The following is a 22,647-nucleotide window of genomic DNA, read 5'->3' as shown; positions in this document are numbered from 1 at the left end:
CGCCCTGAGCCCGTGTCAGGCTGACCTTATTGTCGGCGCCGGCGTCGCACATCGTCCAGGAGCAGCACGATCATCAGGGTGAACGCGAGCGGCAGCCCGTACAGGGCAGTGGACGTCACCCAGACCGGGGCCGCTCCGCCACCGAAGGCAATCGCCATGACGGCGGCAACAGCCGCCAGCGACAACACCGCGACGGCGGCGGCAACGATCATGAGGGGGCGGCGGTAGCCGGTGGATGTCATGCCTCAAACGCTAACAGCCGCGGCCCGCCGGTGTCCGCCGCCGCATGCCCGCACCCCTGTATCCGCGCCGCAAAGCGGGATTACGGGGCAAGGCAGGATAACCTTGAAGGAACAGACCAACACGGACCGAGCTGCCACCCTTGTACCCGCACTACCCTGCGGATGCGGTGGCGGCCCGACGTGTCTCCAAAGCAAGAACGAAGAAGGTTGATTACGTGCCTACCGGCAAGGTCAAGTGGTATGACAAGGACAAGGGCTTCGGATTCCTCGCAGCCGAGGATGGCCAGGAGGTTTTCCTGCCCAAGACGTCTCTGCCCGCAGGAGTGACGGAACTCAAGGCCGGCACCCGCGTGGAGTTCGGCGTGGCTGATAGCCGCCGCGGAGCACAGGCCCTGGGTGTCCGGGTCCTGGAGAAGACGCCGTCCGTTGCCAAGGCCAAGCGCGTGAACGCCAAGGACCTGGCCCCCATGGTGCAGGACCTCGTCACCGTCCTGGACAACCTCTCCGGATCGCTGTCCGCCGGCAAGTACCCCGAAGGCAACAAGGGCAAGGCCATTGCGATGGCACTGCGCAAGGTTGCCGACGAGCTGGACGCTTAGGCCTGCCCATGACTTCGGAATCCGCAGAGAGCACCCCGGCAGACGCAGCCTCCGCAGCAACTGCCCCCGCCGCAGCAGCACAGGCTCCTGACGCCGGGGCCGGCTCTGCGCGGAAGGCCGGCAGCGGCAGGGCCGGTGCCGAGAAGTCCGGTGCAGGCAAACCGCGCGCCGGGGTTCCGGTGTGGCGCACCGGCAAGCCGGACGCCTTCCTGGCGTCCGCCGTCGATGTCGCCCGCGAAGCAGTGGCCACCATTGCCGGGCCGGGTGAGATCGGCGCGCACCTTGCCGCCAAGTCCGAGGGCGACCGCGTGGTGACCCACCTCTTCGAGTCGCGGCTCAGCGGCTACCTCGGCTGGCAGTGGTACGCCGTGGTGACGCGCAATTCGCGCTCCAAGGTTGTCACTGTCAGCGAGCTGGGCCTGCTGCCCTCCGAGGACTCCATCCTGGCCCCGGAATGGATTCCGTGGGCCAAGCGGGTCCGCCCGGAAGACGAGACCCCCGTGGTCGAAGAACCGGTGGAGGAACTGGCCGGGGAAGCTGCAGGGGAGCATGCGGAAGAGGCGGCCGAGGACGCGGCGGACGACGATGCGTCGGACGCAGCGGATGACGCCCTGCCCGACGACGACGAAGACTCCGAGGACGAAGACGACGACTTCGACGATGAGGATGACGACGACGAAGCCGGTGCTGAATAACAGTTGATGGGCATACGGAGTGAGCCAGCCGAAGGGGACGCCTGATGTCCACCTTCGTCTCTCTCCGGATCCTCAACTACCGCATCTGGTTCGGTGCCATGGTCTGAGCACCGGCCTGGGCATTCTGGTGCTCTCCGGTGCCCTGACGGTGGCCGTGGGGCCGGGTCGGTCTTCCTGATCAACACCCTGGGCTTCGTGGCCTGCTCTTGGCCTTCGGCCTGAACTTCGTGCTGTTCATCGCGGCCATGGTGGGCACCGAGTTCGGCATGGACGCGGGGCGTTCGGTCTCCTGCGTTAACGACGACGGCGCCGCCCGGGATTCGCACCCGGACGACGCCGACCAGCCCTGACCGCGGAAGCCCGCGCAGAGCGCTACTTCTGCAGTTCGCCCACCACGTAGTCGATGCTGGCCAGCAGCGCCGAGACGTCGTCCGGGTCGATGGCCACGAACGTGGCGATGCGCAGCTGGTTGCGGCCCAGCTTGCGGTACGGCTCGGTGTCCACGATGCCGTTGGCGCGCAGCACCTTGGCGATGGCAGCGGCGTCGATGGAGTCGTCGAAGTCGATCGTGGCGATGACGTTGGAGCGGTCCTCTGCCTTGGCCACGAACGGGGTGGCGTATTCGGAGGCCTCGGCCCAGGCGTAGATCCGGCCCGCGGAGTCCGCCGTGCGTCCGGCAGCGAAGTCCAGCCCGCCGTTGCTGTTGAGCCACTGGACCTGGTTCTCCAGGGTCACCAGGGTGCTCAGCGACGGGGTGTTGTAGGTCTGGTTCAGCTTGGAGTTGTCGATGGCGGTCTGGAGGTCCAGGAAGTCCGGGATCCAGCGGCCGCTGGCCTTGACGCGGGCGGCGCGCTCCAGTGCGGCGGGGGAGAAGAGGCCGATCCACAGGCCGCCGTCGGATGCGAAGTTCTTCTGCGGGGCGAAGTAATACACATCGCTCTCGGCAACGTCCACGTCCAGGCCGCCGGCTGCGGAGGTGGCGTCCACCAGGACCAGGGAACCGGCGTCGGCGCCCTCAACGCGCTTGACCGGGGCGGCCACACCGGTGGAGGTTTCGTTCTGCGGCCAGGCGTAGACGTCCACGCCGGCCTCGGCACGGGAGACCGGGCGGGTGCCGGGCTCGGAGGTGATGATGGATGAGGCGTCCAGGAACGGGGCCTTGTTGGTGGCCGAGGCGAACTTGGAGCCGAACTCGCCGAAGGACAGGTGCTGGGCCTTCTTTTCCACGAGACCGAAGCTTGCGACATCCCAGAAAGCCGTGGAACCGCCCACGCCAAGGACCACTTCGTAGCCTTCAGGGGCACGGAAGAACTGGCTGAGGCCGTCGCGCACGGAGCCCACGAGGTTCTTGACCGGTGCCTGGCGGTGCGAGGTACCCAGGATGGTTGCCGATACGGCGGAAAGCGCCTCGATCTGCTCCGGGCGGACCTTGGACGGGCCCGCGCCGAAGCGGCCGTCCTTGGGCAGCAGTGCGGCGGGGATGGTGATGCTGTTGTCGCTCACGTATGGCTCCAATGGTGAAGGATCGGTCGAGATGGGTCGCGGCAGGTGGCATCGGCTGCCTCTTCGACTTCCCAATTCTGCCTGACACCGCGGGCGCGCAGGAACCCGCGGTGTCATAGTCCGCCACGTGGAACGCCCGGTGTCCGTCATGTGCGCCGGAGACCCGACGGAATTATCCAGACTAATTCTAAATAAGCTAGGCTGGAGGCTGGCGTCCAAGGGGCCCGGGTTGCGTACCGCAGCCCATTGCCGGGACGCGGTACGGTGGAAATTACGCAAATACTGCGTTCGAGGAGCTGAGCTGGATGACGGATCTGATCGATACCACTGAGATGTATCTTCGGACCATCTTGGAGCTTGAAGAAGAGAATATCGTGGCACTGCGTGCACGCATCGCCGAACGGCTGCGCCACTCGGGACCCACCGTCTCCCAGACCATCGGCCGCATGGAACGCGACGGCCTTGTGGTGGTCAGCAACGACCGCCACCTTGAGCTGACCGAAGCGGGCCGCAAGCGCGCCACCGAGGTCATGCGCAAGCACCGCCTTGCCGAGCGGCTCCTGGCTGATGTGATCGGCCTGGATTGGGCCTACGTCCACGACGAAGCGTGCCGCTGGGAACACGTGATGAGCGAACGCGTGGAGCGCCGCCTCTACGAACTCCTGGGCCACCCCACGGAATCCCCTTACGGGAACCCGATTCCCGGCCTCGAGGCGCTGGGCGGAAGCGCCGGCAGACTGTTCTCCGAGGGCGTCATCAACCTGATCGACGCCATGGACGGCTATGCCGCAGATTCCCGCGTGGTGGTCAGCCGGCTTGCCGAGCCCATTCAGGTGGAGCCCGAGCTCCTGGTCCAGCTCGACGAAGGCGGCATCCGCCCCGGAGCCAAGATCTCCCTGGAGCGCGTAGGAGAGTACATCTCCGTCCGTGTGCCCAACATCGAGGGTGCATTGGAGCTGCCGCCCGAGGTCGCGGCCCACGTCTTCGTTACTGTCAGCTAGGCGCGGCCAGGGCGGCCTCTGACGCCTCACCTCCGCAACTGTGATGCATCTCTTGCAGGGCGTCCAACGTGTGCGCCGAAGCCATGTGACCTGCGGTTTTGCCCGAAGGATGCTATGGCCCGTGCCCTGGAAAGGGCCTGCCGGAAGATAACGAATTTATTACCGCGCTCCTTAATCACCTATAGTTGACTACTAGCGCCGATACCAAAGCGTTACCTGATCTGGAGCCGAGCTCTGCCAGCGGATCAGGTGTGTCACCCACTACTGGCAGAGGCGGGGGAACCACAAGCGGCTGTCTAAAGAAGCAGCCTTGGGGTGAAGTCCGCAGCAGAAGTGCCCACCAACGAAGGTCCCTCCGGGGATACCTCTGTGCCCTGGGTCCTTCGTGCGGACCGGGTCTTTGAACTCTCTGACCCGAATCCGACAGCTAACTTCGCAGGCTATCCAGAGAGGAAACACTTTGAGCACGCAAAACGTCAGGGGCCGGCGCCGTTCGTCGGATCCCGTTGCTGAGGTGCGCACCGCCGGCGTTGCATCGGCGAAGGACCGCCCCCGCGAAACGCACCGCGAGGTGCGCCGCCGCAAGAGCGCGCTACGCCAGGTGGCCGACTTCGCGGCAGCCAGTGGCGTAGGACAGAAAGCCGGCGTTGCCCTTGCCGCCACCGGACTTGCCCTCACCGTGGCCTTGCCCGGCACCAGCCCCGTGATGGCCACCTCCGAATCGGGCCAGACAGTATCTGCGATGTCCGTGGGTAGCCAGCCCGCTGTTTCCGCTGCGGAAACGGCAAAGATCGACTTCAGCCGTGCGGCGGTCGCCACCAAGGCGGACCCCGATGGCAAGCTCAAGCAGCTTCTCAGCGCACAGTCCGCAGCTTCCGTTCAGCGCGCCTCCTCGCAGGGCACCCTCGGCAGCCCCCTGGGCTCGCTGGCCACCGCTTCGCCCTATGGTTACCGCATCAGCCCCCTCACCGGCGGCGCCGGCGACTTCCACCGTGGCCAGGACTTCGTGGCCCAGTGCGGCACCCAGGTCAATGCAGCCGCGGCGGGCAAGGTCACCTTTGTCGGCTGGCACCCCTATGGCGGCGGCAACCGGGTGGTAGTGGACCATGGCAACGGCCTGGAGACCACGTACAACCACCTTTCCTCCTTCACCGTCCAGATGGGCCAGACCGTCGGTCGCGGCGACGTCGTCGCCCTCAGCGGCACCACCGGTGCCTCCACCGGCTGCCACCTCCACTTCGAGGTCCAGGCGAATGGCGAAGTCGTCGATCCCATGGGCTGGCTGTAGCGATTTGATTGTTGCCTCTCGGATGCAAGTTATGCTCCGTGATCTGAATGTGACATTCAGCTCCAACTGTTGTACCGTCTAAAGCACATCGGCTTTTTAGGGAGCCGGTCCACTTGGGTGGATTGCCTAGCTCTGCCACCACTCAAGATCCGTTCGCAAAAATCGTCTGGCAGAGGCGGGGGAACCATTTTTTGGCCTTTGAAAGAAGGCCTTGGGGTTAAGTCGCAAAGCTTCCAAGGAAGCCGCGCGGCCGGGTGACTCCCATCCGAATCCGACAGCTCACCTCGCAGGCATTGGGAGAGGCTACCTTCGTGTCTTCACGCAACACCCTGGCGCGCCATCGCGCCGAAACGGTTCGTACGAACCCGTTGAGCAACATTTCCAAGGCTGTTTCCTCCAATGCTGGCACCGTTGGCCGCCAGGCGGCCGTCATCGCAGCGGCTTCCGGTCTCCTGCTGAGTGCGGGAGTGTCCGCCCAGGCAGCCGAGTTCGACGTCGCCACCGCTGAAGCCGGCAGCACGCAGCTGGTTGTCACCGCGGCGTCCACGGCCACCGTTTCCTTTGAGCGCCCCGTCGTGGCCACCGAGGCAGCCCCCAAGGTCGTTGAACCTGCTGCACCCACGGCCACGGCAGTGTCGGCAAAGTCCTCCACCTCCGCCGAAGGCGCCGCAAGCGCCGCAGGTTCCGGCCTTGCAGGGATCGCCTACACCGGCATTGGCCGCCCGTACGTCTGGGGCGGCAGCACCCCCAACGGCTGGGACTGCTCCGGTTTCACCCAGTGGGTCTACGCGCAGGCAGGCATCAGCATCCCCCGCGTCAACGCCTGGACGGCCATGACGCCCACGGCCACTCCGGCCCCCGGCGACCTCGTCATGCAGAACGGCGGCGCCCACGTGGGCATTTACGTCGGCAACGGCATGATGGTCAGCGCCCTGAACCCCGGGCAGGGCACCCTCCTGCACTCCGTGGCCTCCACGGGCACGTCCTCGTTCTACACCCTCCGCTAAGGAATTCCGTTCGGGGCGCGTCAGCATGCCCCCAAGATGGTGACGCGCCCACATGCCGCATGCTGTTTGCCCGCTGCGGAAGACGAAAGAGAGAAACTCATGACCACTCGTGCGAACACCACTGCGCGTCACCGCGCCGAGGCGCCCAAGACCAGCTCCCTGGCCGTCATTGCCAAGGCCATCGGTGACAACGCCGGCGGCGTCGGTCGCCAGGCCGCCATCATCGCTGCTGCTTCGGGCCTGGTCCTGACCAGCGGCGTCGCGGCCAACGCCGCCGAAGCCAACGTCCAGCGCGAATCGACGTCCACCACCAGCCTGGACGTCCAGTCCGTGGTCCAGGCGAGCATCGCCGCCGACTCCAAGGTTGCCATCTCCTACGAGCGTCCCGTGGTCACCGCCGTCGAGGCTCCCGCACCAGTCGAGGCAGCTCCGGAACCCGAGGCCGCCCCGGCGGCAGGCGCCAATGTCGCTGCAGGCGCGAATGTCACAGTCCAGCGCACGGCCCAGGCTGCCCCCGCTGCCTCCGCCAGTGGCAAGGGCGCAGCGATCGCTGCCGCAGCCTACGCCCAGCTCGGTGTGGCGCAGGACTGCACCATGCTGGTCACCAACTCCCTCGCGGCCGTTGGCATCAACTTCCACGACTGGCCGGCAGGCTACCTGTCCCTCGGTCGCACCGTCAGCGCCGCTGAGGCACAGCCGGGCGACCTCGCTTACTACCAGAACGGCGGCATGGGCAGAGCCCACATCGCCGTCTACGTCGGCAACGGCATGGCCGTGCACGGTGGCTGGAACGGCGGCACCACCGCGCTGTTCAGCGTGAACGTGGGCTCCGGCCCCGTCTTCATCCGCGTCAACTAAGCAGGATCTCCAAGGAACACCCCGCAGGCCACCGGCCGGCGGGGTGTTCCGCTTTAACCCGCAGCACCCCGAGGAGTCCGCACGCCAGGCAACGAACGGCTCCGACGCACATGGCCGGCGCATGAACTTTGGCCGACACCGGCCCGGAGGCGGCCCTGAAATTCGGTGATCAGGCAATCTGGCGTTTACTCTTGTGGTGTCGATCCACAGCCCGGCCATGCCGAGGGCAGCCGGCCCTCGTGCCCCTGACGGGTGCGGCCGTGAAGAGGTATGTGCATGCGCACACTCGTTCTGAATGCTGGATATGAACCGCTGGCGGTAGTGACTTTCCGCCGGGCGCTGGTCCTTGTGCTGACTGGAAAAGCTAGCGTGGTGGCCGAAGGCGACGAGCCTGTCGTCGGGCCACAGGAGATCCTCGGGCGCCCGTCCGTGATCCTCCTCAACCGCTACATCCGGCCACGCTACAACAGGGTCACTGCCGTGAGCCGGCGCGGGGTCCTCCGCCGCGACGGCCACCGCTGCGCCTACTGCGGCAAAGCAGCCCACACCATTGACCACGTCCACCCCAAATCCAGGGGCGGCGCCGATTCCTGGGAAAACCTGGTTGCTGCGTGCCTGCGGTGCAACAACGCCAAGAGCGACCAGACCCTGGCCGAAATGGGTTGGAAGCTGCGGTTCACCCCCTCGGTTCCGTCCGGAACCAGCTGGCAGATCAAGGAACTAGAGAAACCTGCGCCGGCATGGGACCCGTTCCTGCTGCCGGAATCCGCGGCCTGAGCCGGCTCCTGCTCCGCCACGTCCGTCCCGGTAGTCTGGTCGGATGGAGTTCGATGCAGTGATCCTGGCGGGTGGCAGGTCCAGCCGCCTCGGCGGCGTGCCCAAGTCCGGGCTGGAGTACGACGGCGCCACTTTGCTTGAGCGCGCCCTGCAGGCCGCGCGCGGGGCCAGGGCCGCCGTCGTCGTGGGTCCGCCCCAGCAGGGCCTCCGGCCCGGCACCCTCACGGCCCGGGAGGATCCGCCCTTCGCGGGTCCCGCCGCAGCGATCGCTGCCGGTCTCGCGGCCCTGGCAGGGCGCCCGGCCGCACCGGGAAGCGCAGCGGAAACGGCGCCCTGGACCCTCGTCCTGGCCTGCGACATGCCGCACGCCCGGGATGCCGTGGCCGTGCTCATCCGCGAGCTCGAGGGCAGCCCCGGAGCGGAAGGCGCCATGGCAATCTCGGCCGATGGCCGCAGGCAGCCGCTGCTGGGCCTATACAGCACGGCGGCCCTGGAACGGGAAGTCGCGGCAGCCCATGACAGCGGTGGGCTGGTAAACGCCTCCGTGTTCGGGCTGCTTGCTAGGCTTGAGCTGCTGCCCGTGCCCGTTCCCTCCGGATCCACCGACGACGTGGACACCTGGGAGGACGCCGCAGCGCTAGGAATAGACGGCCCACGCCGTACCAGCTGAACCGATCTGTGGAGGCGGACATGAAGAGCCAGGAAGAGACGCTCGAGGAATGGTGCCGCGCCCTGCTGCAGGCATTTGAACTTGAAGACATCGACGTCGACATTAACGAGGTCCTGTCCCTCGCCGGAGTCGCCGCCCACTCCGTGATCCGCCCGGCTGCCCCGCTGACCACCTTCATTGCCGGCCTCGCCGCCGGCCGTGCGTCCGGCTCCGGCGAGGCACAGGACGCTGCCTCGATGGCTGCGGCCATGGGTCTGGCCCGCAGGCTGGCGACGGAATACACGGGTACCGGGGCCGACGCCGAATGACGGATGCCCCCGGCCAGGGCACCGAACCCGATGCCCCGGACACGGGCCACCGCCTGGCACACACCTGGCACGAGGCCCGCCAGCGCGCCTTCGACTGCGCAACTCCCATCCCCGCGGGCCCCGTTCCGCTCACGGCTGCCCTCGGCCGCACCCTTGCCTCCGATGTTCTCGCCCTGCAGGACCTGCCGCACTACGCCTCCTCGGCCATGGATGGCTGGGCCGTGAACGGCAGCGGGCCGTGGGTCCTCGCCGAACCCGGCCAGCGTCTCGCCCCGCACCAGGCCAGCCAGATCGTCACCGGTGGCCTGATACCGCCCGGGGCCAAGGCCGTACTGCGCAGCGAAAGCGGCGTGATCACCCAGGATGAAGAGGGCCTGCCCGTGCTCGCACTGGGCGGATCGGCCAAGCCCGGGGAACCGCGCAACGGCCAGCACATCCGCAAGGCCGCAGAAGAAGCCGCGGCCGGCGAGCTGCTGATCAAGGCCGGCACGGTGCTCAACCCGGCGCACCTGGCCCTGGCCGCCCTGGCCGGCCGGGACGACGTCGCCGTCCTCGGCAAGCCGCTGGTGAAGTTCCTGATGACCGGCTCCGAAGTGGTGACCTCGGGCATGCCGGCGCCCGGCCAGGTCCGCGATACCTTCGGCCCCCAGCTGGGCGCCGTCGTCGAACTCCTCGGCGGCATCGCCGGCGAACAGCTCAAGGTGGGCGACTCCTACGAGGAATGGTTCGAGGCCCTCGAGGACGCCGAACCGGCCCCCGACGCGCCACCGGCCGACGTCGTCATCACCACCGGCGGCACGGGCCGCTCCGGCACGGACCACTTCCGCAACGCCGTCGCCCAGCTCGGCGGCCGCCTGCTGATCGACGGCATCGCCATGCGCCCCGGCCACCCCGCGGTGCTGGCCGAGCTGCCCGACGGCCGCTTCGTCCTGGGGCTTCCCGGCAACCCGCTCGCGGCCATGATGGCACTCTTCACGGTGGGCGCGCCGCTGCTCGCGGCACTCGGCCATCGCCCGCTTGCGGACATCGGCGAGGTCCCGTGCGGTGCCATGCTCGACGCCGATCCCGGCCGCACGAGGCTGCTGCCGTTCAGGTTCGTCTACGGGCTGGCGTCTCCGGCCCAGCATGCCGGGCCGGGCATGATGCGGGGCCTCGCCGCCGCGGACGGCGTCATGGTGGTGCCGCCCCACGGCGTCCAGCTGGGTGAGCCTGTACAGGCCTTCGCGCTGCCCTGGGGCAAGCCGTTGCCGGTTCCCGACACCGCGGAGTCGAAGCCCCGGAAGCCCCCGGCCAGGCCACCCCGCAAGGCGCCATCCGGGCCCGTGGACTGGAGCGCCCTGGGCGGCTGAGCCGGAATCTGGTCACGGCTGGCAACGCGGGGCACGGCTTGCAATGATGTAGCCATGAACAGGCATGCCCCCGAGCAGGACATCAATGAAGATGACCTCCAGATCCACACGCCCAAACGATCGGCCGCAGGTGTCAAGGCTGTCACCGTCGCCCTGGAACGGGGGCTGGCCCAGGCCGGCGTGAGCCGGACCGTGAAGTCCATGCTGCGCGTCAACCAGCACGATGGCTTCGACTGCCCTGGCTGCGCCTGGCCCGAGTCCATCACCGGAAAACGCAGCCCCGCCGAGTTCTGCGAGAACGGTGCCAAGGCCATTGCCGAGGAAAGCACCACCCGCATCGTCGACGCCGGATTCTGGGCCAAGCACTCGCTGGCCGAACTCGAGGAGAAGACCGAGTACTGGCTCGGCAGCCAGGGACGCATCTCCGAGCCCGTGGTGGTCCGGCCCGGCGACACCCACTATTCACCCATCAGCTGGGCCGAGGCTTTCGCCCTGATCGGCGAGCACGTCAACGCCACCACCCCGGACCGCTGCGTCTTCTACACCTCCGGCCGCACGGCCAACGAGACCGCGTTCATGTACCAGCTCTTCGCCCGGAGCCTGGGCACCAACAACCTGCCCGACTGCTCCAACATGTGCCACGAGTCCTCCGGCAGCGCCCTGAACCCGACCATCGGCATCGGCAAGGGCACGGTCTCCCTCGAGGACATCCACGAGGCCCAGCTGGTGCTGGTGGTGGGACAGAACCCCGGCACCAACCACCCCCGCATGCTCTCCGCGCTGCGTGACTGCAAGAACAACGGCGGCAAGGTGGTGGCCGTCAACCCGCTGCCCGAGGCAGGCCTGCTGAACTTCAAGGACCCGCAGTCCCTCAGCGGTGTGATCGGCGGCGGCACGGATATCGCCGACGAATTCCTGCAGATCAAGGTGGGCGGCGACCTCGCCCTCTTCCAGGCCTTGGGCCACCTGCTGTTGGAGGAGGAGAAGCGCGCGCCCGGAACGGTGGTGGACCACGAGTTCATCGCGGCCCAGACGGACGGCTTCGAGGCCTACACCGAGGCGCGGGCCACCCTGGATTGGGCCGAGACGGAACGGGCCACCGGGCTCAGCCGCATCGAAATCACCAAGGTTTCCGGCATGCTGGCCGCCTCCAAGGGCACCATCATCTGCTGGGCGCTGGGCCTGACCCAGCAGCCGCACTCGGTGGACACCCTGCGCGAAATCATCAACCTCCTGCTCCTGCAGGGGAACTTCGGCAAGCGCGGCGCCGGCGCCTGCCCTGTCCGCGGGCACTCCAACGTCCAGGGCGACCGCACCATGGGCATCTGGGAGAAACCGACCGAGAAGTTCCTTGCCGCCCTGGACAAGGAATTCGGCTTCGCCATGCCGCGGGAACACGGCCATGACTCCGTGGAAACCCAGCACGCCCTGGAAAAGGGCGAGGTGGACGTGTTTGTCTCCATGGGAGGCAACTTCGCGGCCGCAGGATCGGACACCGTGGCCCTGGAGGCGGGGCTGCGGAAGGCCGGGCTGACCGTGCACATCTCCACCAAGCCCAACCGGGCCCACGTGGTGCACGGCCAGACGTCCCTGATCCTGCCCACCCTGGGCCGCACGGACACCGACGACAAACACCCCAAGGGCAAGCAGTTCCTCTCGGTGGAGGACTCCATGTCCGTCATCCACTCCACCCAGGGGCGCCTGACACCGGTTTCGGAGCACCTGCTCAGCGAACCCGTCATCGTGGCGCGCATGGCACAGGCCGTGCTCGGCGATGACCACCCAGTGGACTGGCGCGCGATGGCCGAGGACTACGACGTCATCCGGGACCACATTTCCCGCGTGATCCCGGGCTTCGAGGACTTCAACACCCGGGTCCGCACCAAGAACGGCTTCGTGCTGCCCAACCCGCCGCGCGATACCCGCACCTTCGCCACGGATATCGGCAAGGCCCGGTTCACGGTGAGCCCGCTCGAATACCTCGAGGCCCCGGAAGGCCACCTGATCCTGCAGACGGTCCGCAGCCATGACCAGTACAACACCACCTTCTACGGCCTCGACGACCGCTACCGCGGCGTGTCCGAGGGCCGCAGGGTGGTCCTGGTCCATGAGGACGACCTCCGCGAGCTCGGGTTCGCGGACCGCGACATGGTGGATGTGATCTCCACCTTCGGCGGCACGGAGCGGCGGGCCGACAAGTTCCGCCTGGTGGCCTACCCCACAGCCAAGGGCTGCGCCGCCGCGTACTTCCCGGAAGCGAACGCCCTGGTGCACCGTGAACTGGTGGCCCGCGAATCCAACACACCCGGCTACAAGGCCATGACGGTGCGCTTCGTGAAGCATGCCGCCACAGAGGGCGCGGGCGTCTGAGATGGGCCGCGTGACGCAGCGCCGCAAGGTGCACAGGTTCGTCCTTGACGGTTCGGAGCAGGCGCTGCAGTACCCGGTGCGCTTCAAGGAAGACGTCCTGGCCGTCGAGGAGCCGCTCGAGATCCGGCTGGGCAACATGTCCTTCTCCGTGACCATGCGGACTCCGGGGGATGATTTCGATCTGGTGGCCGGGTTTCTGGTCTCCGAGGGCATCGTCTGGGAGCCGACGCAGCTGATCTCTGAGCGTTTCTGCTCCGGCGAGGACGAGAACGGTGTCCAGACGTTCAATGTGGTGGACGCCCAGCTGCGTCCCGACGTCGTGCGTCCCGAAACGGGACGGAATGTCTACACCTCCAGCTCCTGCGGGATCTGCGGCACGGACTCCATCGACGCCGTGCGCAAGTCCTCGCACCACAGCCCCGCGGATGACCCGGTGCGGCTTCCGGTGGAGGCCCTCGCGGCCCTGCCGGACCGCCTACGCGAGGCGCAGGCGGTGTTCGACAAGACCGGGGGAGTGCACGCGGCCGGGCTTTTCAGGATCCACGACGACGGCGGTACCGAGCTGCTGTGCCTGCGCGAAGACGTGGGCCGGCACAACGCGGTGGACAAGGTGGTGGGCTGGGCGCTGCGGGCCGGGATGCTGCCGCTGCGCGGCACCGTGCTGCAGGTCTCGGGCCGGGCCTCCTTCGAGCTCGTCCAAAAGGCGGCCATGGCCGGGATTCCGGTGCTTGCGGCCGTCAGCGCGCCGTCGAGCCTGGCCGTGGAACTGGCCGAGGACGCCGGCATCACCCTGGCTGGCTTCAGCCGGGGCCACAGCCTGAACGTGTACGCCGGCCGGGAACGGATTGTGTCAGGCGCCGCTGAGCCGTAGGCTGCCGAACCATCCCCACACCACACTCAGTGCGGATAGTTGACAATCACTTGGCAAGGGTCGGCAAACCCCGTAGATTTATCCATCGAATGGAGTCGAAGTTGCCTTAGGAAATGCAACCACGCGTGACTAGGCTGGGAATTGCCGGCACGAAGCATTGAGACTCCGTCAAGCGCCCAGGGAGAACTTCATTGCACGATGACCGACGGATCACAGAGAAACGCCTCGATCGATTTGTTCGGGAGCGGCTCTTCCCTGCCATCTACGGCCGCTCGGTGCCCCTTTCCCTAAGCAGCTGGGACGTTCCCGGCGAACCCGTGCCCGCTGCCAAGGCGCTGCACCAGCCCTTCGTCGAGCAGGAACACAACGCGGCCTGGGGCAAGCCCTGGAGCACCAAGTGGCTCCGGCTGCAGGGCGAAGTCCCGGAGGGCTGGGGCACCACGGAGGGCACCGCCGTGGAGATCGTGGTGGACCTCGGCTTCAGCGCCGACGCCCCCGGCTTCCAGTGCGAAGGCATTGCCTGGCGCCCGGACGGCAGCATCATCAAGGCCATCTCGCCGCGCAACCACCACGTCCCGCTCAAGATGCTGGGCAGCGGAATGTCCGTGGACTTCTACGTGGAAGCGGCCGCCAACCCCGATGTTGCGCAGGGCTGGAGCTTCGCCGAGACGCCGCTGGGCGACAAAGCGAGCTCGGGGGACGAGCCCAAATACCGGCTGGGCCGCATCGCCATCGCCGAACTCAACGAAACCGTTTGGGAGTTGAACCAGGACATCTGGACCCTCAGCGGGCTCATGCACGAACTTCCCATGGACCAGCCCCGGCGCCACGAGATCCTGCGGGCCCTCGAGCGCATGCTGGACACCATGGACCCGGAGGACGTCGCCGGAACCGCCGCCGCAGGCCGGGCAGCCCTGGCCGGGGTCCTCAGCCGGCCCGCCTACGCCTCCGCGCACGAACTTCTCGCCACGGGCCACGCCCACATCGACTCGGCCTGGCTCTGGCCGGTCCGCGAAACCATCCGCAAATGCGCCCGGACGTTCTCCAACGTCGTGGCACTCATGGACGAGCACCCGGACTTCGTGTTCTCCTGCTCGTCCGCCCAGCAGCTTGCCTGGATCAAGGAGTTCTACCCGGAGCTCTTCATCCGCATCCGCGAAAAGGTCAAGAGCGGCCAGTTCATGCCCGTGGGCGGCATGTGGGTGGAATCGGACACCAACATGCCCGGCGGCGAGGCCATGGCGCGCCAATTCGTGGAGGGCAAGAGCTTCTTCCTGAAGGAGTTCGACGTCGACTGCCAGGAGGCCTGGCTGCCCGATTCCTTCGGCTACTCCGGTGCCTTGCCGCAGATCGTCAAGTCCGCTGGCTCGCGCTGGTTCCTCACGCAGAAGATCTCCTGGAACCAGGTCAACCGGATGCCGCACCACACCTTCAACTGGGAGGGCATCGACGGCACCAGGCTGTTCACGCATTTCCCGCCCGTGGACACCTACAACTCCGAGCTGAGCGGCCGCGAGCTCGCGCACGCCGAGCGCAATTACCGCGACCATGGCCGCGGCCGCATCTCGCTGGTCCCCTTCGGATACGGCGACGGCGGCGGCGGACCCACGCGCGAAATGGTGGCCGCCGCGCACCGCACCGCGGACCTCGAAGGATCGCCCAAGGTCCGGATGGGCACCGCCAAGGACTTCTTCACCCGGGCCGAGGCCGAGGACCCGAACCTTCCCGTCTGGGTGGGGGAGATGTACCTCGAACTGCACCGCGGCACCTACACGAGCCAGGCCAACACCAAACAGGGCAACCGCCGCAGCGAGCACCTGCTGCGTGAGGCAGAGCTGTGGTGCTCGACGGCGGCCGTCCGCTCGGGCGGCGCCTTCGCCTACCCTGCCGCGGAGCTCAAGCGCTTGTGGCGCCTGGTGCTGCTGCAGCAGTTCCACGACATCCTGCCCGGCAGTTCCATTGCCTGGGTCCACCAGGACGCCGAGCGGAACTATGCCGCCGTGGCCCGGGACCTGGAGGCCATCATCGCGGAGGCCGCCGGGGCCCTGCTCGGCAAGGGCACCAAGGAATTCCTGCTCAACGCCGCCCCGCACCCCCGCAACGGTGTCCAGGCCCTCGCGGCCGCCGAACCGGTGCACACTGCCCGGCCGGTGGCCGTGACCGAATCGGCCGGCGGCTACATCCTGGACAACGGCATCGTGCGCGCCGTCCTGGACGCGAAGGGGCTGCTGACCTCCCTCGTGGACCACGCCAGCGGCCGCGAAGCGATCGCCCCCGGGCAGTTCGGCAACCACCTGGAACTGCACCGGGACACCCCCAACGAATGGGACGCCTGGGACATCGACGAGTTCTACCGGCGCAACGTCACCTCGGTGACGGAGGCGCAATCGCTGACGCTTGAGCAGCACGGCGGGGACGCCGTCGTCGTGGTGGAACGGACGGTGGGGAACTCCGCGGTCACGCAGCGGATCTCGCTCGAGGCCGGCGCCGCGTCGCTGGGGATTTCCACGGCCGTGGACTGGCAGGAACGCGAAAAGCTGCTCAAGATCGGCTTCCCCCTGGACGTCCGCGCGGACCGTTCGGCCGCGGAAACCCAGTTCGGCCACATCTTCCGTGCCACCCACACCAACACCTCGTGGGAGGCGGCGAAGTTCGAAATCTGTGCGCACCGCTGGATCCACGTCGGCGAGCCCGGCTACGGGGTGGCGGTGACGAATGCCTCCAGCTACGGACACGACGTCACCCGGGCCATCAGGGACGACGGCGGCACCACCACCAACGTCCGGGTGTCCCTGCTGCGCGCCGCCAAGTTCCCGGACCCGCAGGCGGACCGCGGCGAACATGTCCTGGACCTGAGCATCAGGCCCGGAGCGGGGATCGCGGAGGCAGTGGAGGAGGGCTACCGCACCAACCTCAAGCCCCGGCTCGTCAAGGGTGCCAAGGCCGTCGAACCGCTCTTTACGGTCTCCAACCCGGCCCTGGTGGTTGAGGCCGTCAAGCTGGCCGAGGACGGCTCCGGGGATGTCATTGTGCGGCTCTACGAGTCGCTGGGGCAGCGCTCCGCCGGCGTCGTGGCGGCCAACTTTGAGACGCGCAATGTGCAGTCCGTGGACCTCCTGGAGCGGGCCGTCGACGCTCCCGGCGTGGCGGCCGGCACGGACTCCGCGGAACTGGTGCTGCGTCCCTTCCAGCTGGTGACCCTGCGCTTCAGCCGGTGACCTCGGGCGCGCTGCCGGCGGAGCAGCCCGCCGTTCAGACGTCGTGCTGCAGCCGTTTGACGAACAGTTTGGTGCGCTCCTGCCGGGGCGCCCGGAGCACTTCGGCGGCCGGTCCGCGTTCCACCACCACGCCGCCGTCCATGAAGATGACCTCGTCGGCCACATGCTGGGCGAACGCGAGCTCGTGGGTCACGATCACCATGGTCCAGCCTTCCTCGGCCAGCTCCTTGATGACACCCAGGACCTCGCCCACCAGCTCGGGATCCAGGGCGGAAGTGGGCTCGTCAAAGAGCAGCAGCTGCGGCTTCAGGGCCAGGGCCCGCACGATGCCGACGCGCTGCTGCTGGCCGCCGGACAGTTCAAAGGGGTAGGAGTCGCGTTTGTCCGCGAGGCCCACCCGGGCCAGCAGGCGCTCGGCTTCCTCGATGGCCTCGGCACGCGGCCGCTTCTGGACCTGGACCGGGCCCTCGATGATGTTCTTCAGCACCGTCATGTGGGGGAACAGGTTGTAGTGCTGGAAGACCATGGCGCTGCGGTCACGGAGCGCGGCGATGTCCTTCTTGCCCACTTTGGCGGAGAAATCGATTGCAAGCCCGGGACCCGCAGAGGCAGCTGACCCAGCGAAGGTGACAGTACCGGCGTCGGGCACTTCGAGGCCGTTCAGCGAGCGGAGCACGGTGGTTTTGCCCGAGCCGGATGGCCCGATCAGGGCCACCACCTGGCCGCGGCGGATGTCGAGGTCGATGTCGCGCAGCACCACGTTGCTGCCGAAGGCCTTGGCCAGGTTCCGGGCGGACAGCACGGTGGTGACGCGCGGTTCGCGCCGGCCTGGTTCGTGCTGGGCTGGTTCGCGCTGGTCAGGCGCGTCAGTGGGCGACATAGCGGTCCAATCTCTTCTCCAGCACGGATTGCCCGGTGGAGAGGACGAGGCAGATGACCCAGTACACCAGGGCCGCCTGCAGGTACAGGATCATGAACTCCTGGCTGAAGGCGGCGATCTGCTGGGCGTTGCGGAAGAGCTCGGTCACCAGGATCAGTGACGCCAGCGAGGTGTCCTTGACCAGCGAAATGAAGGTGTTGGACAGCGGCGGCACGGACACCCGCGCAGCCTGGGGCAGGATGACGCGCAGCAGCGTCTGCGGCCGGGACATGCCGATGGTGTGCCCGGCTTCCCATTGCCCCTTGGGCACGGACAGGATAGCCGCGCGAATGATCTCGGCCGCGTAGCCGCCCACGTTCAAGGAGAACGCGATGATGGCGCTGGGCCACGGGTCCAGCTTCACGCCGATGCTGGGCAGGCCGTAGAAAATCACGAACAGCTGGACCAGCAGGGGCGTGCCGCGGATGACGGAGACATAGAAGCGCGCGACGCCGGTGATCACCGGATTGGGGCTCAGCCGCATCAGTGCCACCACGAGGGCCAGCAGGATCCCGAAGGCGAACGACACCAGGGTCAGGGGGATGGTCCCCGTGATGGCGCCGCCGATGATCGGCCCGAAGGAACTCCAGACGAGATCCCAGTTCATTTACTGACCGGGTCCATCTACTTGGTGACGTCCGCGCCGAAGTACTTGGTGGAGATCGTGGCCAGCGTGCCGTCGGCGCGGAGGTCTGCCAGGGCCTTGTCCACTGCGGCGGTGAGGGCCGTGGAGCCCTTGCGGAAGACGAAGGCGCTTTCGCTCTTGTCGGTGGACTCCGCGGCGATCTTCAGCCCGGAATCCGGGGTGTTCTTGGCGTAGTCGAGGAAGGTGAGCTTGTCGTTCACCACGGCGTCCACCCGGCCCTGCCGGACCAGCGTGGCACCCTGGGCCCAGCCTTCCACGGCCTGCACGTTGGCGCCGGCATCCACTGCGGTCTTGTAGAAGTTGCTGGTGAGGGACTGTGCCGTGGTCTTGCCCTTGAGGCTCTCGAAACTGGTGATGGAGGTGTTGTCCGACGTGGTCACGATGACGCCCGTGGACACCGTGTAGGGGGTGGAAAAGTCGTACTTCGCCTTGCGCTCGGCATTGATGGAGATCTGGTTGGCGATGCTGTCGAAGCGCTTGGAGTCGAGGCCGGCGAAGATGCCATCGAACTGGGTCTCCTGGAACGTGGCCTTGACGCCCAGCTTGCCCGCCACCGCCTCGGCGATCTCGACGTCGAAACCTGTCAGCTTTCCCGCGCCGTCCGCGTGGAAGCTGAAGGGGCGGTAGGTGCCTTCCGTGGCGATGACGATTTCACCCTTGGCCGTCACATCGGAAAGCGAGCTGTCGCCGCCCGTCTGCGCCGGCGTCGACGATCCGCCGCAGGCGGACAGCGCCAGGGCGATGGCAGCAAGGGTGGACGCGAGGGCCGTACGGCGCGTATGCAGGCTGTTCATGCAGCCATCCTACTCACGGCCGCGGCAGGGATTCCGGCAGGGCCGTTAAAGCAGGGCCGTTAAAAAGGCTGAGTGGGGGCGGTCCCCAACAGTCCGCCACCACTCATCCCCCCAAATGTGCTCCTGAGGGCGCCACGGCCACCGAAACCCGTTCATTGATCCCGGTGCCAGGCAGCAGCCTCATTCACACATTCATGATTGTGCCATGCTCTAATACTTTTGTGAAAATCCTGGGTCGCGGTGTGACTTTCTCCGGTAGTACGCCTTGGAGAGCCAGATGCCGCCCAGTCCCAGGACGGTGGCCAGAGCCGCCGAATAATTGATCAAGGGGAGCAGCCACGCGTTCTCGGTGGGGATGAGCGGAAAGATCTGGGACGACACCAGAAGCAGCAAGCCAAGCAGCAGCAGGCCCGATGTTCCCCTCAGCAGGAGCGGCCCTGCGCCCGCCACCGTACGCCAGATGCCCGGCATCAGGCACACCGCGACGTAGCCCGGATACAGCCTGCCCAACGCCGCGTAGGCCTCCAGTGAGGGACTCCCCTGCAATCCGGTCAGCCCCACCGTGGATCCGCGTGTGTCCGTCACGAGGAAGAACCAGGCCGTGAGGGCGGCGACGATGGCCAGCACGGCCAGGCCGGCCCCTCCAGTGATGGCCCGCACGCCGGCGGGGGAGCCGAAACCTGTGGCCAGTTTGATGCCCAGCAGCAGGAACGTGCCATACAGGAGGAAGCGAAGCAGCAGGTTGGTCAGGTTGAAACCACCAAGCCAGGAATCGATGGCCAGGTACGGCCCCTCGATGCTCAGGAGGATGTCCAGGGTGATCAGTGAAAAGAGGTAGAACAAGACCCTGTTCTCGCCACGGATGGCACTCGGGATGCGCGCCACCGCCATCAGGAGGCAGACGGCCAGCGTGGCCCAGGGCAGGATGGATGTCATCCGAGGTTCTCCCAAATTCGTTCGGTGCGTTCGTGGTCTTGTTCTTGGCGGCGCAGGGACTTGCCCAGCGCCTGAAGTCTTTCGCCGGCCAGCAGGGCCAGTTCGCCGCGCGTCATCCGGTCAAGGGCCTCCTGCCGGGCTCCCGCCGGCCAGCCGGCCTCGGCTTCGGTGATCAGCCCGGTGGCCACGAGTCCGCCGGCAGGGCCGACGCCGGCCGCGCGCGAGGTGGCGACAGCCAACTCGGGCGGGAGCCGGTTGGCGGTCAGGTGGGCGGAAAAGTTCTGCGGAGCAATCCTGGTGGCTTCGCTCACCCGGTGCCGCAGCTCGCCGTCGTCGATGGCGTCCACCCAGTTCCGCACGGAGGTGGCGTGCGGCGTCGCAGCAAGGGACTGTCCTGGACCTGCCGTCCCGGGCGCGGAACGGGCCACCATGGCCCGCAGCAGGTCCAGGGTGTCGATCTGGCTCACGAGCTCCGCAGGCGTGGGCGGCACGGCTTCGCCGGCCAGCCCGGCATAGGCCTCGAAGGTGGCCAAGGCCGCCACCGGGTTGACGTTGAACGCCCGGCTGATGCTGACCAGGGTTGCCTCCGCCACCTTGCCGCGGACCAGCTGCTGGGCCAGGGTGGTGCGCTTGATCCCAGAGATCCTGCAGACGTCGGCTGTGCTGGCGTCGGGCGCGATGCCGTGCAGCCAGCGTTGGAACGCCTTGGAGGGAAGGGGCATGGGCAGCTTTCTGCGGGTAGGTCAAGTCAAGTACATCAGGGTGCGGCGGAAGGCCGGAAGTGAGACGACACTCGATTTTACGATAGGGCTCTCCATGAATTATGATTAGTGACTGAACCCGCTGGTCCGTACACCCCCCAAGTCCGGACCGGCGGGTTTTTCCATGCCCGAGGCTTCTCCCGCCGCCAGGGCACAGTGAGAGGATTGAAAAATGACTGCAACCTTGGTCGCCAAGGAAATCGCCGGAGGCCACGGCCACCGCACCTTGTTCTCCACACTCTCCCTGACGGTCGCCCCGGGCGACGTGGTGGGCGTCGTCGGCGCCAACGGCGCCGGCAAATCCACCCTGCTGCGCCTGTTGGCAGGCGTTGACAAGCCCCAGGAGGGCACCGTCAGCCTGGCGCCCTCGGACGCCTTTGTCGGCTGGCTGCCCCAGGAACATGAGCGCACCGACGGCGAAACGATCGCCGCGTACATTGCCCGGCGCACTGGCTGTGCCCACGCCACCCTGGAAATGGAGACCACCGCCGAGGCCCTGGGCAGCGGCGCCCCGGGCAGCGACGACGCCTACTCGCTCGCCTTCGACCGCTGGATGGCCTCCGGCGCGGCCGACCTCGAGGACAGGATCCCCGCGGTCTTGGCCGACTTGGGGCTGGAGTTGGGCACGGATGCCCTGATGACCGGCCTCTCCGGCGGGCAGGCAGCCCGGGTGGCGCTCGCCGCCCTCCTGCTGAGCCGCTTCGACGTCGTCCTCCTGGACGAACCCACCAACGATCTGGACCTGGAAGGCCTGGCCCGGCTGGAGAACTTCGTCCAGGGACTGCGCGGCGGTGTGGTGCTGGTGTCCCACGACCGTGAATTCCTGGCCCGTTGTGTCACCAGGATCGTGGAACTGGACCTGGCCCAGAACTCCGTGGCCGTGTACGACGGCGGCTATGAGTCGTTCCTCGAGGAACGCGCCGTGGCCAAGCGGCACGCCCGCGAACGCTACGAGGAGTTTGCCTCCACCAAGGCCGACCTGGTCTCCCGGGCCCGCACGCAGCGTGAATGGAGCTCGCAGGGCGTCCGGAACGCCATGAAGAAGAACCCGGACAACGACAAGGTCCGCCGAGCTGCCAGCACCGAGTCTTCGGAAAAGCAGGCCCAGAAGGTGCGGCAGATGGAATCGCGCATTGCCCGGCTGGACGAGGTCGAAGAGCCCCGGAAGGAATGGCAGTTGCAGTTCAGCATCGGCCAGGCCCCGCGCTCCAGCGCCGTCGTCGCGACCCTCCGCGGCGCCGTCGCGCGCCAGGGCGACTTCACCCTCGGACCGGTGAGCCTGCAGCTGAACGGCGGGGAGCGCATCGGCATCACCGGCCCCAACGGTGCCGGGAAGTCGACCCTCCTGCGGCTGCTGCTCGGAACGCAGCAGCCCGACGACGGCGATGCCTCCATGGGTGCCTCGGTGGCGATCGGCGAGATCGACCAGGCCCGCGGACTGCTCGACGGCGGCCGGCCGCTCGGCGATGCCGTGGAGACCGTGCTGGCCGACTGGAACAGCGCGGACGTCCGCACCCTCCTGGCCAAGTTCGGGCTCAAGGCGGACCACACCTCACGGACCGTGGACTCGCTGTCCCCGGGCGAACGCACCCGCGCCGCCCTGGCCCTGCTGCAGGCGCGCGGGGTGAACCTGCTGGTCTTGGACGAGCCCACCAACCACCTTGACCTGCCCGCCATCGAACAGCTCGAGGAAGCCCTCGAAAGCTACGAGGGCGCACTGCTGCTGGTCACGCACGACCGCCGGCTGCTCGAAAACGTCCGCCTCGATGTGCGCTGGCACGTCGAGGACGGCACCGTGAAGGAACTCCACCACACCCCCCGTCAGGAGAGCTGAG

The 22,647-nt window shown here is 67.5% G+C and carries 22 protein-coding genes and 2 riboswitches; of the genes, 15 read left to right on the top strand and 7 right to left on the bottom strand.

Translation table 11 applies throughout. The features are described 5' to 3' along the window. Positions 1 to 26: 26 nt before the first annotated feature. Positions 27 to 242 carry a hypothetical protein gene (locus J1902_RS05975; protein ID WP_207615339.1) on the bottom strand — a complete coding sequence of 72 codons (216 nt, stop codon included), beginning with the start codon at positions 240 to 242 and terminating at the stop codon, positions 27 to 29. Positions 243 to 457: 215 nt separating this feature from the next. Between J1902_RS05975 and J1902_RS05970 the strand changes: the two genes are divergently transcribed. The 3 genes from J1902_RS05970 (at position 458) to J1902_RS05960 (ending at position 1,886) form a co-directional block, all read left to right on the top strand. Next, a complete protein-coding gene (locus J1902_RS05970) occupies positions 458 to 841 on the top strand; it encodes a cold-shock protein (RefSeq protein ID WP_207615338.1) in 384 nt (127 codons plus the stop codon). A gap of 8 nt (positions 842 to 849) precedes the next feature. Continuing rightward, positions 850 to 1,536, top strand: coding sequence for a DUF3027 domain-containing protein (locus J1902_RS05965; protein ID WP_207615337.1), 687 nt, complete (start codon positions 850 to 852; stop codon positions 1,534 to 1,536). A 206-nt stretch (positions 1,537 to 1,742) separates the two neighbouring features. Next, positions 1,743 to 1,886, top strand: a complete 144-nt coding sequence (locus J1902_RS05960; protein ID WP_207615394.1) for a hypothetical protein — start codon at positions 1,743 to 1,745, stop codon at positions 1,884 to 1,886. A gap of 22 nt (positions 1,887 to 1,908) precedes the next feature. On the opposite strand, the gene serC is transcribed toward J1902_RS05960, so the two are convergent. Beyond that, positions 1,909 to 3,039 (bottom strand): phosphoserine transaminase, encoded by a 1,131-nt coding sequence (serC, locus tag J1902_RS05955; protein WP_207615336.1) that lies wholly within the window; start codon positions 3,037 to 3,039, stop codon positions 1,909 to 1,911. Between the two features lie 305 nt (positions 3,040 to 3,344). Here serC and J1902_RS05950 point away from each other — a divergent pair, with 305 nt between their 5' ends. The 11 genes from J1902_RS05950 to J1902_RS05900 all read left to right on the top strand — a co-directional run bounded on the left by J1902_RS05950 (position 3,345) and on the right by J1902_RS05900 (position 16,756). Next, positions 3,345 to 4,040 carry an iron-dependent transcriptional repressor DtxR gene (locus J1902_RS05950; RefSeq protein WP_207615335.1) on the top strand — a complete coding sequence of 232 codons (696 nt, stop codon included), beginning with the start codon at positions 3,345 to 3,347 and terminating at the stop codon, positions 4,038 to 4,040. A 245-nt stretch (positions 4,041 to 4,285) separates the two neighbouring features. Further along, positions 4,286 to 4,497: riboswitch (cyclic di-AMP (ydaO/yuaA leader) on the top strand. 3 nt (positions 4,498 to 4,500) lie between these two features. Continuing rightward, positions 4,501 to 5,328: a M23 family metallopeptidase gene (locus J1902_RS05945; protein ID WP_207615334.1), complete on the top strand. Its 828-nt coding sequence runs from the start codon at positions 4,501 to 4,503 to the stop codon at positions 5,326 to 5,328. Positions 5,329 to 5,472: 144 nt separating this feature from the next. After that, positions 5,473 to 5,635, top strand: a riboswitch (cyclic di-AMP (ydaO/yuaA leader). Positions 5,636 to 5,705: 70 nt separating this feature from the next. Beyond that, positions 5,706 to 6,335: a C40 family peptidase gene (locus J1902_RS05940; protein WP_207615391.1), complete on the top strand. Its 630-nt coding sequence runs from the start codon at positions 5,706 to 5,708 to the stop codon at positions 6,333 to 6,335. Between the two features lie 99 nt (positions 6,336 to 6,434). Further along, the gene (locus J1902_RS05935; protein WP_207615333.1) at positions 6,435 to 7,193 is read left to right on the top strand and encodes an NlpC/P60 family protein; all 759 of its coding nucleotides are present in this window, start codon (positions 6,435 to 6,437) and stop codon (positions 7,191 to 7,193) included. Positions 7,194 to 7,469: 276 nt separating this feature from the next. Beyond that, positions 7,470 to 7,970 (top strand): HNH endonuclease, encoded by a 501-nt coding sequence (locus J1902_RS05930; protein WP_207615332.1) that lies wholly within the window; start codon positions 7,470 to 7,472, stop codon positions 7,968 to 7,970. Between the two features lie 43 nt (positions 7,971 to 8,013). Beyond that, positions 8,014 to 8,640, top strand: coding sequence for a molybdenum cofactor guanylyltransferase (gene mobA / locus J1902_RS05925; RefSeq protein WP_207615331.1), 627 nt, complete (start codon positions 8,014 to 8,016; stop codon positions 8,638 to 8,640). A 20-nt stretch (positions 8,641 to 8,660) separates the two neighbouring features. Beyond that, positions 8,661 to 8,948: a DUF6457 domain-containing protein gene (locus tag J1902_RS05920; protein WP_207615330.1), complete on the top strand. Its 288-nt coding sequence runs from the start codon at positions 8,661 to 8,663 to the stop codon at positions 8,946 to 8,948. Beyond that, positions 8,945 to 10,297, top strand: a complete 1,353-nt coding sequence (locus J1902_RS05915; RefSeq protein ID WP_207615329.1) for a molybdopterin molybdotransferase MoeA — start codon at positions 8,945 to 8,947, stop codon at positions 10,295 to 10,297. Before J1902_RS05920 ends, J1902_RS05915 begins: the two co-directional genes overlap by 4 nt. Positions 10,298 to 10,351: 54 nt before the next feature. Next, the gene (locus J1902_RS05910) at positions 10,352 to 12,667 is read left to right on the top strand and encodes an FdhF/YdeP family oxidoreductase (protein WP_207615328.1); all 2,316 of its coding nucleotides are present in this window, start codon (positions 10,352 to 10,354) and stop codon (positions 12,665 to 12,667) included. A 1-nt stretch (position 12,668) separates the two neighbouring features. Continuing rightward, entirely contained in the window at positions 12,669 to 13,538 is an 870-nt protein-coding gene (gene fdhD / locus J1902_RS05905; RefSeq protein ID WP_207615327.1) for a formate dehydrogenase accessory sulfurtransferase FdhD, read from the top strand. A 191-nt stretch (positions 13,539 to 13,729) separates the two neighbouring features. Continuing rightward, a complete protein-coding gene (locus J1902_RS05900; protein WP_207615326.1) occupies positions 13,730 to 16,756 on the top strand; it encodes an alpha-mannosidase in 3,027 nt (1,008 codons plus the stop codon). A gap of 34 nt (positions 16,757 to 16,790) precedes the next feature. On the opposite strand, the gene J1902_RS05895 is transcribed toward J1902_RS05900, so the two are convergent. The 5 genes from J1902_RS05895 to J1902_RS05875 all read right to left on the bottom strand — a co-directional run bounded on the left by J1902_RS05895 (position 16,791) and on the right by J1902_RS05875 (position 20,773). Beyond that, on the bottom strand, positions 16,791 to 17,636 hold the full coding sequence (locus tag J1902_RS05895; RefSeq protein ID WP_242701670.1) for an amino acid ABC transporter ATP-binding protein: 846 nt from the start codon (positions 17,634 to 17,636) through the stop codon (positions 16,791 to 16,793). Beyond that, entirely contained in the window at positions 17,623 to 18,282 is a 660-nt protein-coding gene (locus J1902_RS05890) for an amino acid ABC transporter permease (protein ID WP_207615325.1), read from the bottom strand. The genes J1902_RS05895 and J1902_RS05890 overlap by 14 nt, the downstream gene beginning before the upstream one ends. 17 nt (positions 18,283 to 18,299) lie before the next feature. Then, on the bottom strand, positions 18,300 to 19,115 hold the full coding sequence (locus J1902_RS05885; protein WP_207615324.1) for an amino acid ABC transporter substrate-binding protein: 816 nt from the start codon (positions 19,113 to 19,115) through the stop codon (positions 18,300 to 18,302). Positions 19,116 to 19,325: 210 nt separating this feature from the next. Then, positions 19,326 to 20,051 carry a hypothetical protein gene (locus tag J1902_RS05880; RefSeq protein ID WP_207615323.1) on the bottom strand — a complete coding sequence of 242 codons (726 nt, stop codon included), beginning with the start codon at positions 20,049 to 20,051 and terminating at the stop codon, positions 19,326 to 19,328. Then, entirely contained in the window at positions 20,048 to 20,773 is a 726-nt protein-coding gene (locus J1902_RS05875) for a hypothetical protein (RefSeq protein ID WP_207615322.1), read from the bottom strand. Before J1902_RS05875 ends, J1902_RS05880 begins: the two co-directional genes overlap by 4 nt. Positions 20,774 to 20,984: 211 nt before the next feature. Between J1902_RS05875 and J1902_RS05870 the strand changes: the two genes are divergently transcribed. Further along, positions 20,985 to 22,646, top strand: coding sequence for an ABC-F family ATP-binding cassette domain-containing protein (locus tag J1902_RS05870; RefSeq protein WP_207615321.1), 1,662 nt, complete (start codon positions 20,985 to 20,987; stop codon positions 22,644 to 22,646). Position 22,647: the final 1 nt, after the last annotated feature.

Source organism: Arthrobacter cavernae (assembly GCF_017368795.1).
GTDB lineage: Bacteria > Actinomycetota > Actinomycetes > Actinomycetales > Micrococcaceae > Arthrobacter > Arthrobacter cavernae.
Note: the sequence above shows the minus strand (reverse complement) of the source record. Positions and strands in the feature narration are given on the sequence as shown.

Bases quoted from the DNA above. Each gene is read 5' to 3' on its own strand.
- J1902_RS05930 (WP_207615332.1), top strand. From the start codon at position 7,470: ATGCGCACACTCGTTCTGAATGCTGGATATGAACCGCTGGCGGTAGTG.
- fdhD (WP_207615327.1), top strand. From the start codon at position 12,669: ATGGGCCGCGTGACGCAGCGCCGCAAGGTGCACAGGTTCGTCCTTGAC.
- J1902_RS05920 (WP_207615330.1), top strand. From the start codon at position 8,661: ATGAAGAGCCAGGAAGAGACGCTCGAGGAATGGTGCCGCGCCCTGCTG.
- J1902_RS05880 (WP_207615323.1), bottom strand. From the start codon at position 20,051: ATGACATCCATCCTGCCCTGGGCCACGCTGGCCGTCTGCCTCCTGATG.
- J1902_RS05965 (WP_207615337.1), top strand. From the start codon at position 850: ATGACTTCGGAATCCGCAGAGAGCACCCCGGCAGACGCAGCCTCCGCA.
- J1902_RS05950 (WP_207615335.1), top strand. From the start codon at position 3,345: ATGACGGATCTGATCGATACCACTGAGATGTATCTTCGGACCATCTTG.
- J1902_RS05875 (WP_207615322.1), bottom strand. From the start codon at position 20,773: ATGCCCCTTCCCTCCAAGGCGTTCCAACGCTGGCTGCACGGCATCGCG.
- J1902_RS05910 (WP_207615328.1), top strand. From the start codon at position 10,352: ATGAACAGGCATGCCCCCGAGCAGGACATCAATGAAGATGACCTCCAG.
- J1902_RS05975 (WP_207615339.1), bottom strand. From the start codon at position 242: ATGACATCCACCGGCTACCGCCGCCCCCTCATGATCGTTGCCGCCGCC.
- mobA (WP_207615331.1), top strand. From the start codon at position 8,014: ATGGAGTTCGATGCAGTGATCCTGGCGGGTGGCAGGTCCAGCCGCCTC.
- J1902_RS05885 (WP_207615324.1), bottom strand. From the start codon at position 19,115: ATGAACAGCCTGCATACGCGCCGTACGGCCCTCGCGTCCACCCTTGCT.
- J1902_RS05935 (WP_207615333.1), top strand. From the start codon at position 6,435: ATGACCACTCGTGCGAACACCACTGCGCGTCACCGCGCCGAGGCGCCC.
- J1902_RS05895 (WP_242701670.1), bottom strand. From the start codon at position 17,636: ATGTCGCCCACTGACGCGCCTGACCAGCGCGAACCAGCCCAGCACGAA.
- J1902_RS05870 (WP_207615321.1), top strand. From the start codon at position 20,985: ATGACTGCAACCTTGGTCGCCAAGGAAATCGCCGGAGGCCACGGCCAC.
- J1902_RS05890 (WP_207615325.1), bottom strand. From the start codon at position 18,282: ATGAACTGGGATCTCGTCTGGAGTTCCTTCGGGCCGATCATCGGCGGC.
- J1902_RS05915 (WP_207615329.1), top strand. From the start codon at position 8,945: ATGACGGATGCCCCCGGCCAGGGCACCGAACCCGATGCCCCGGACACG.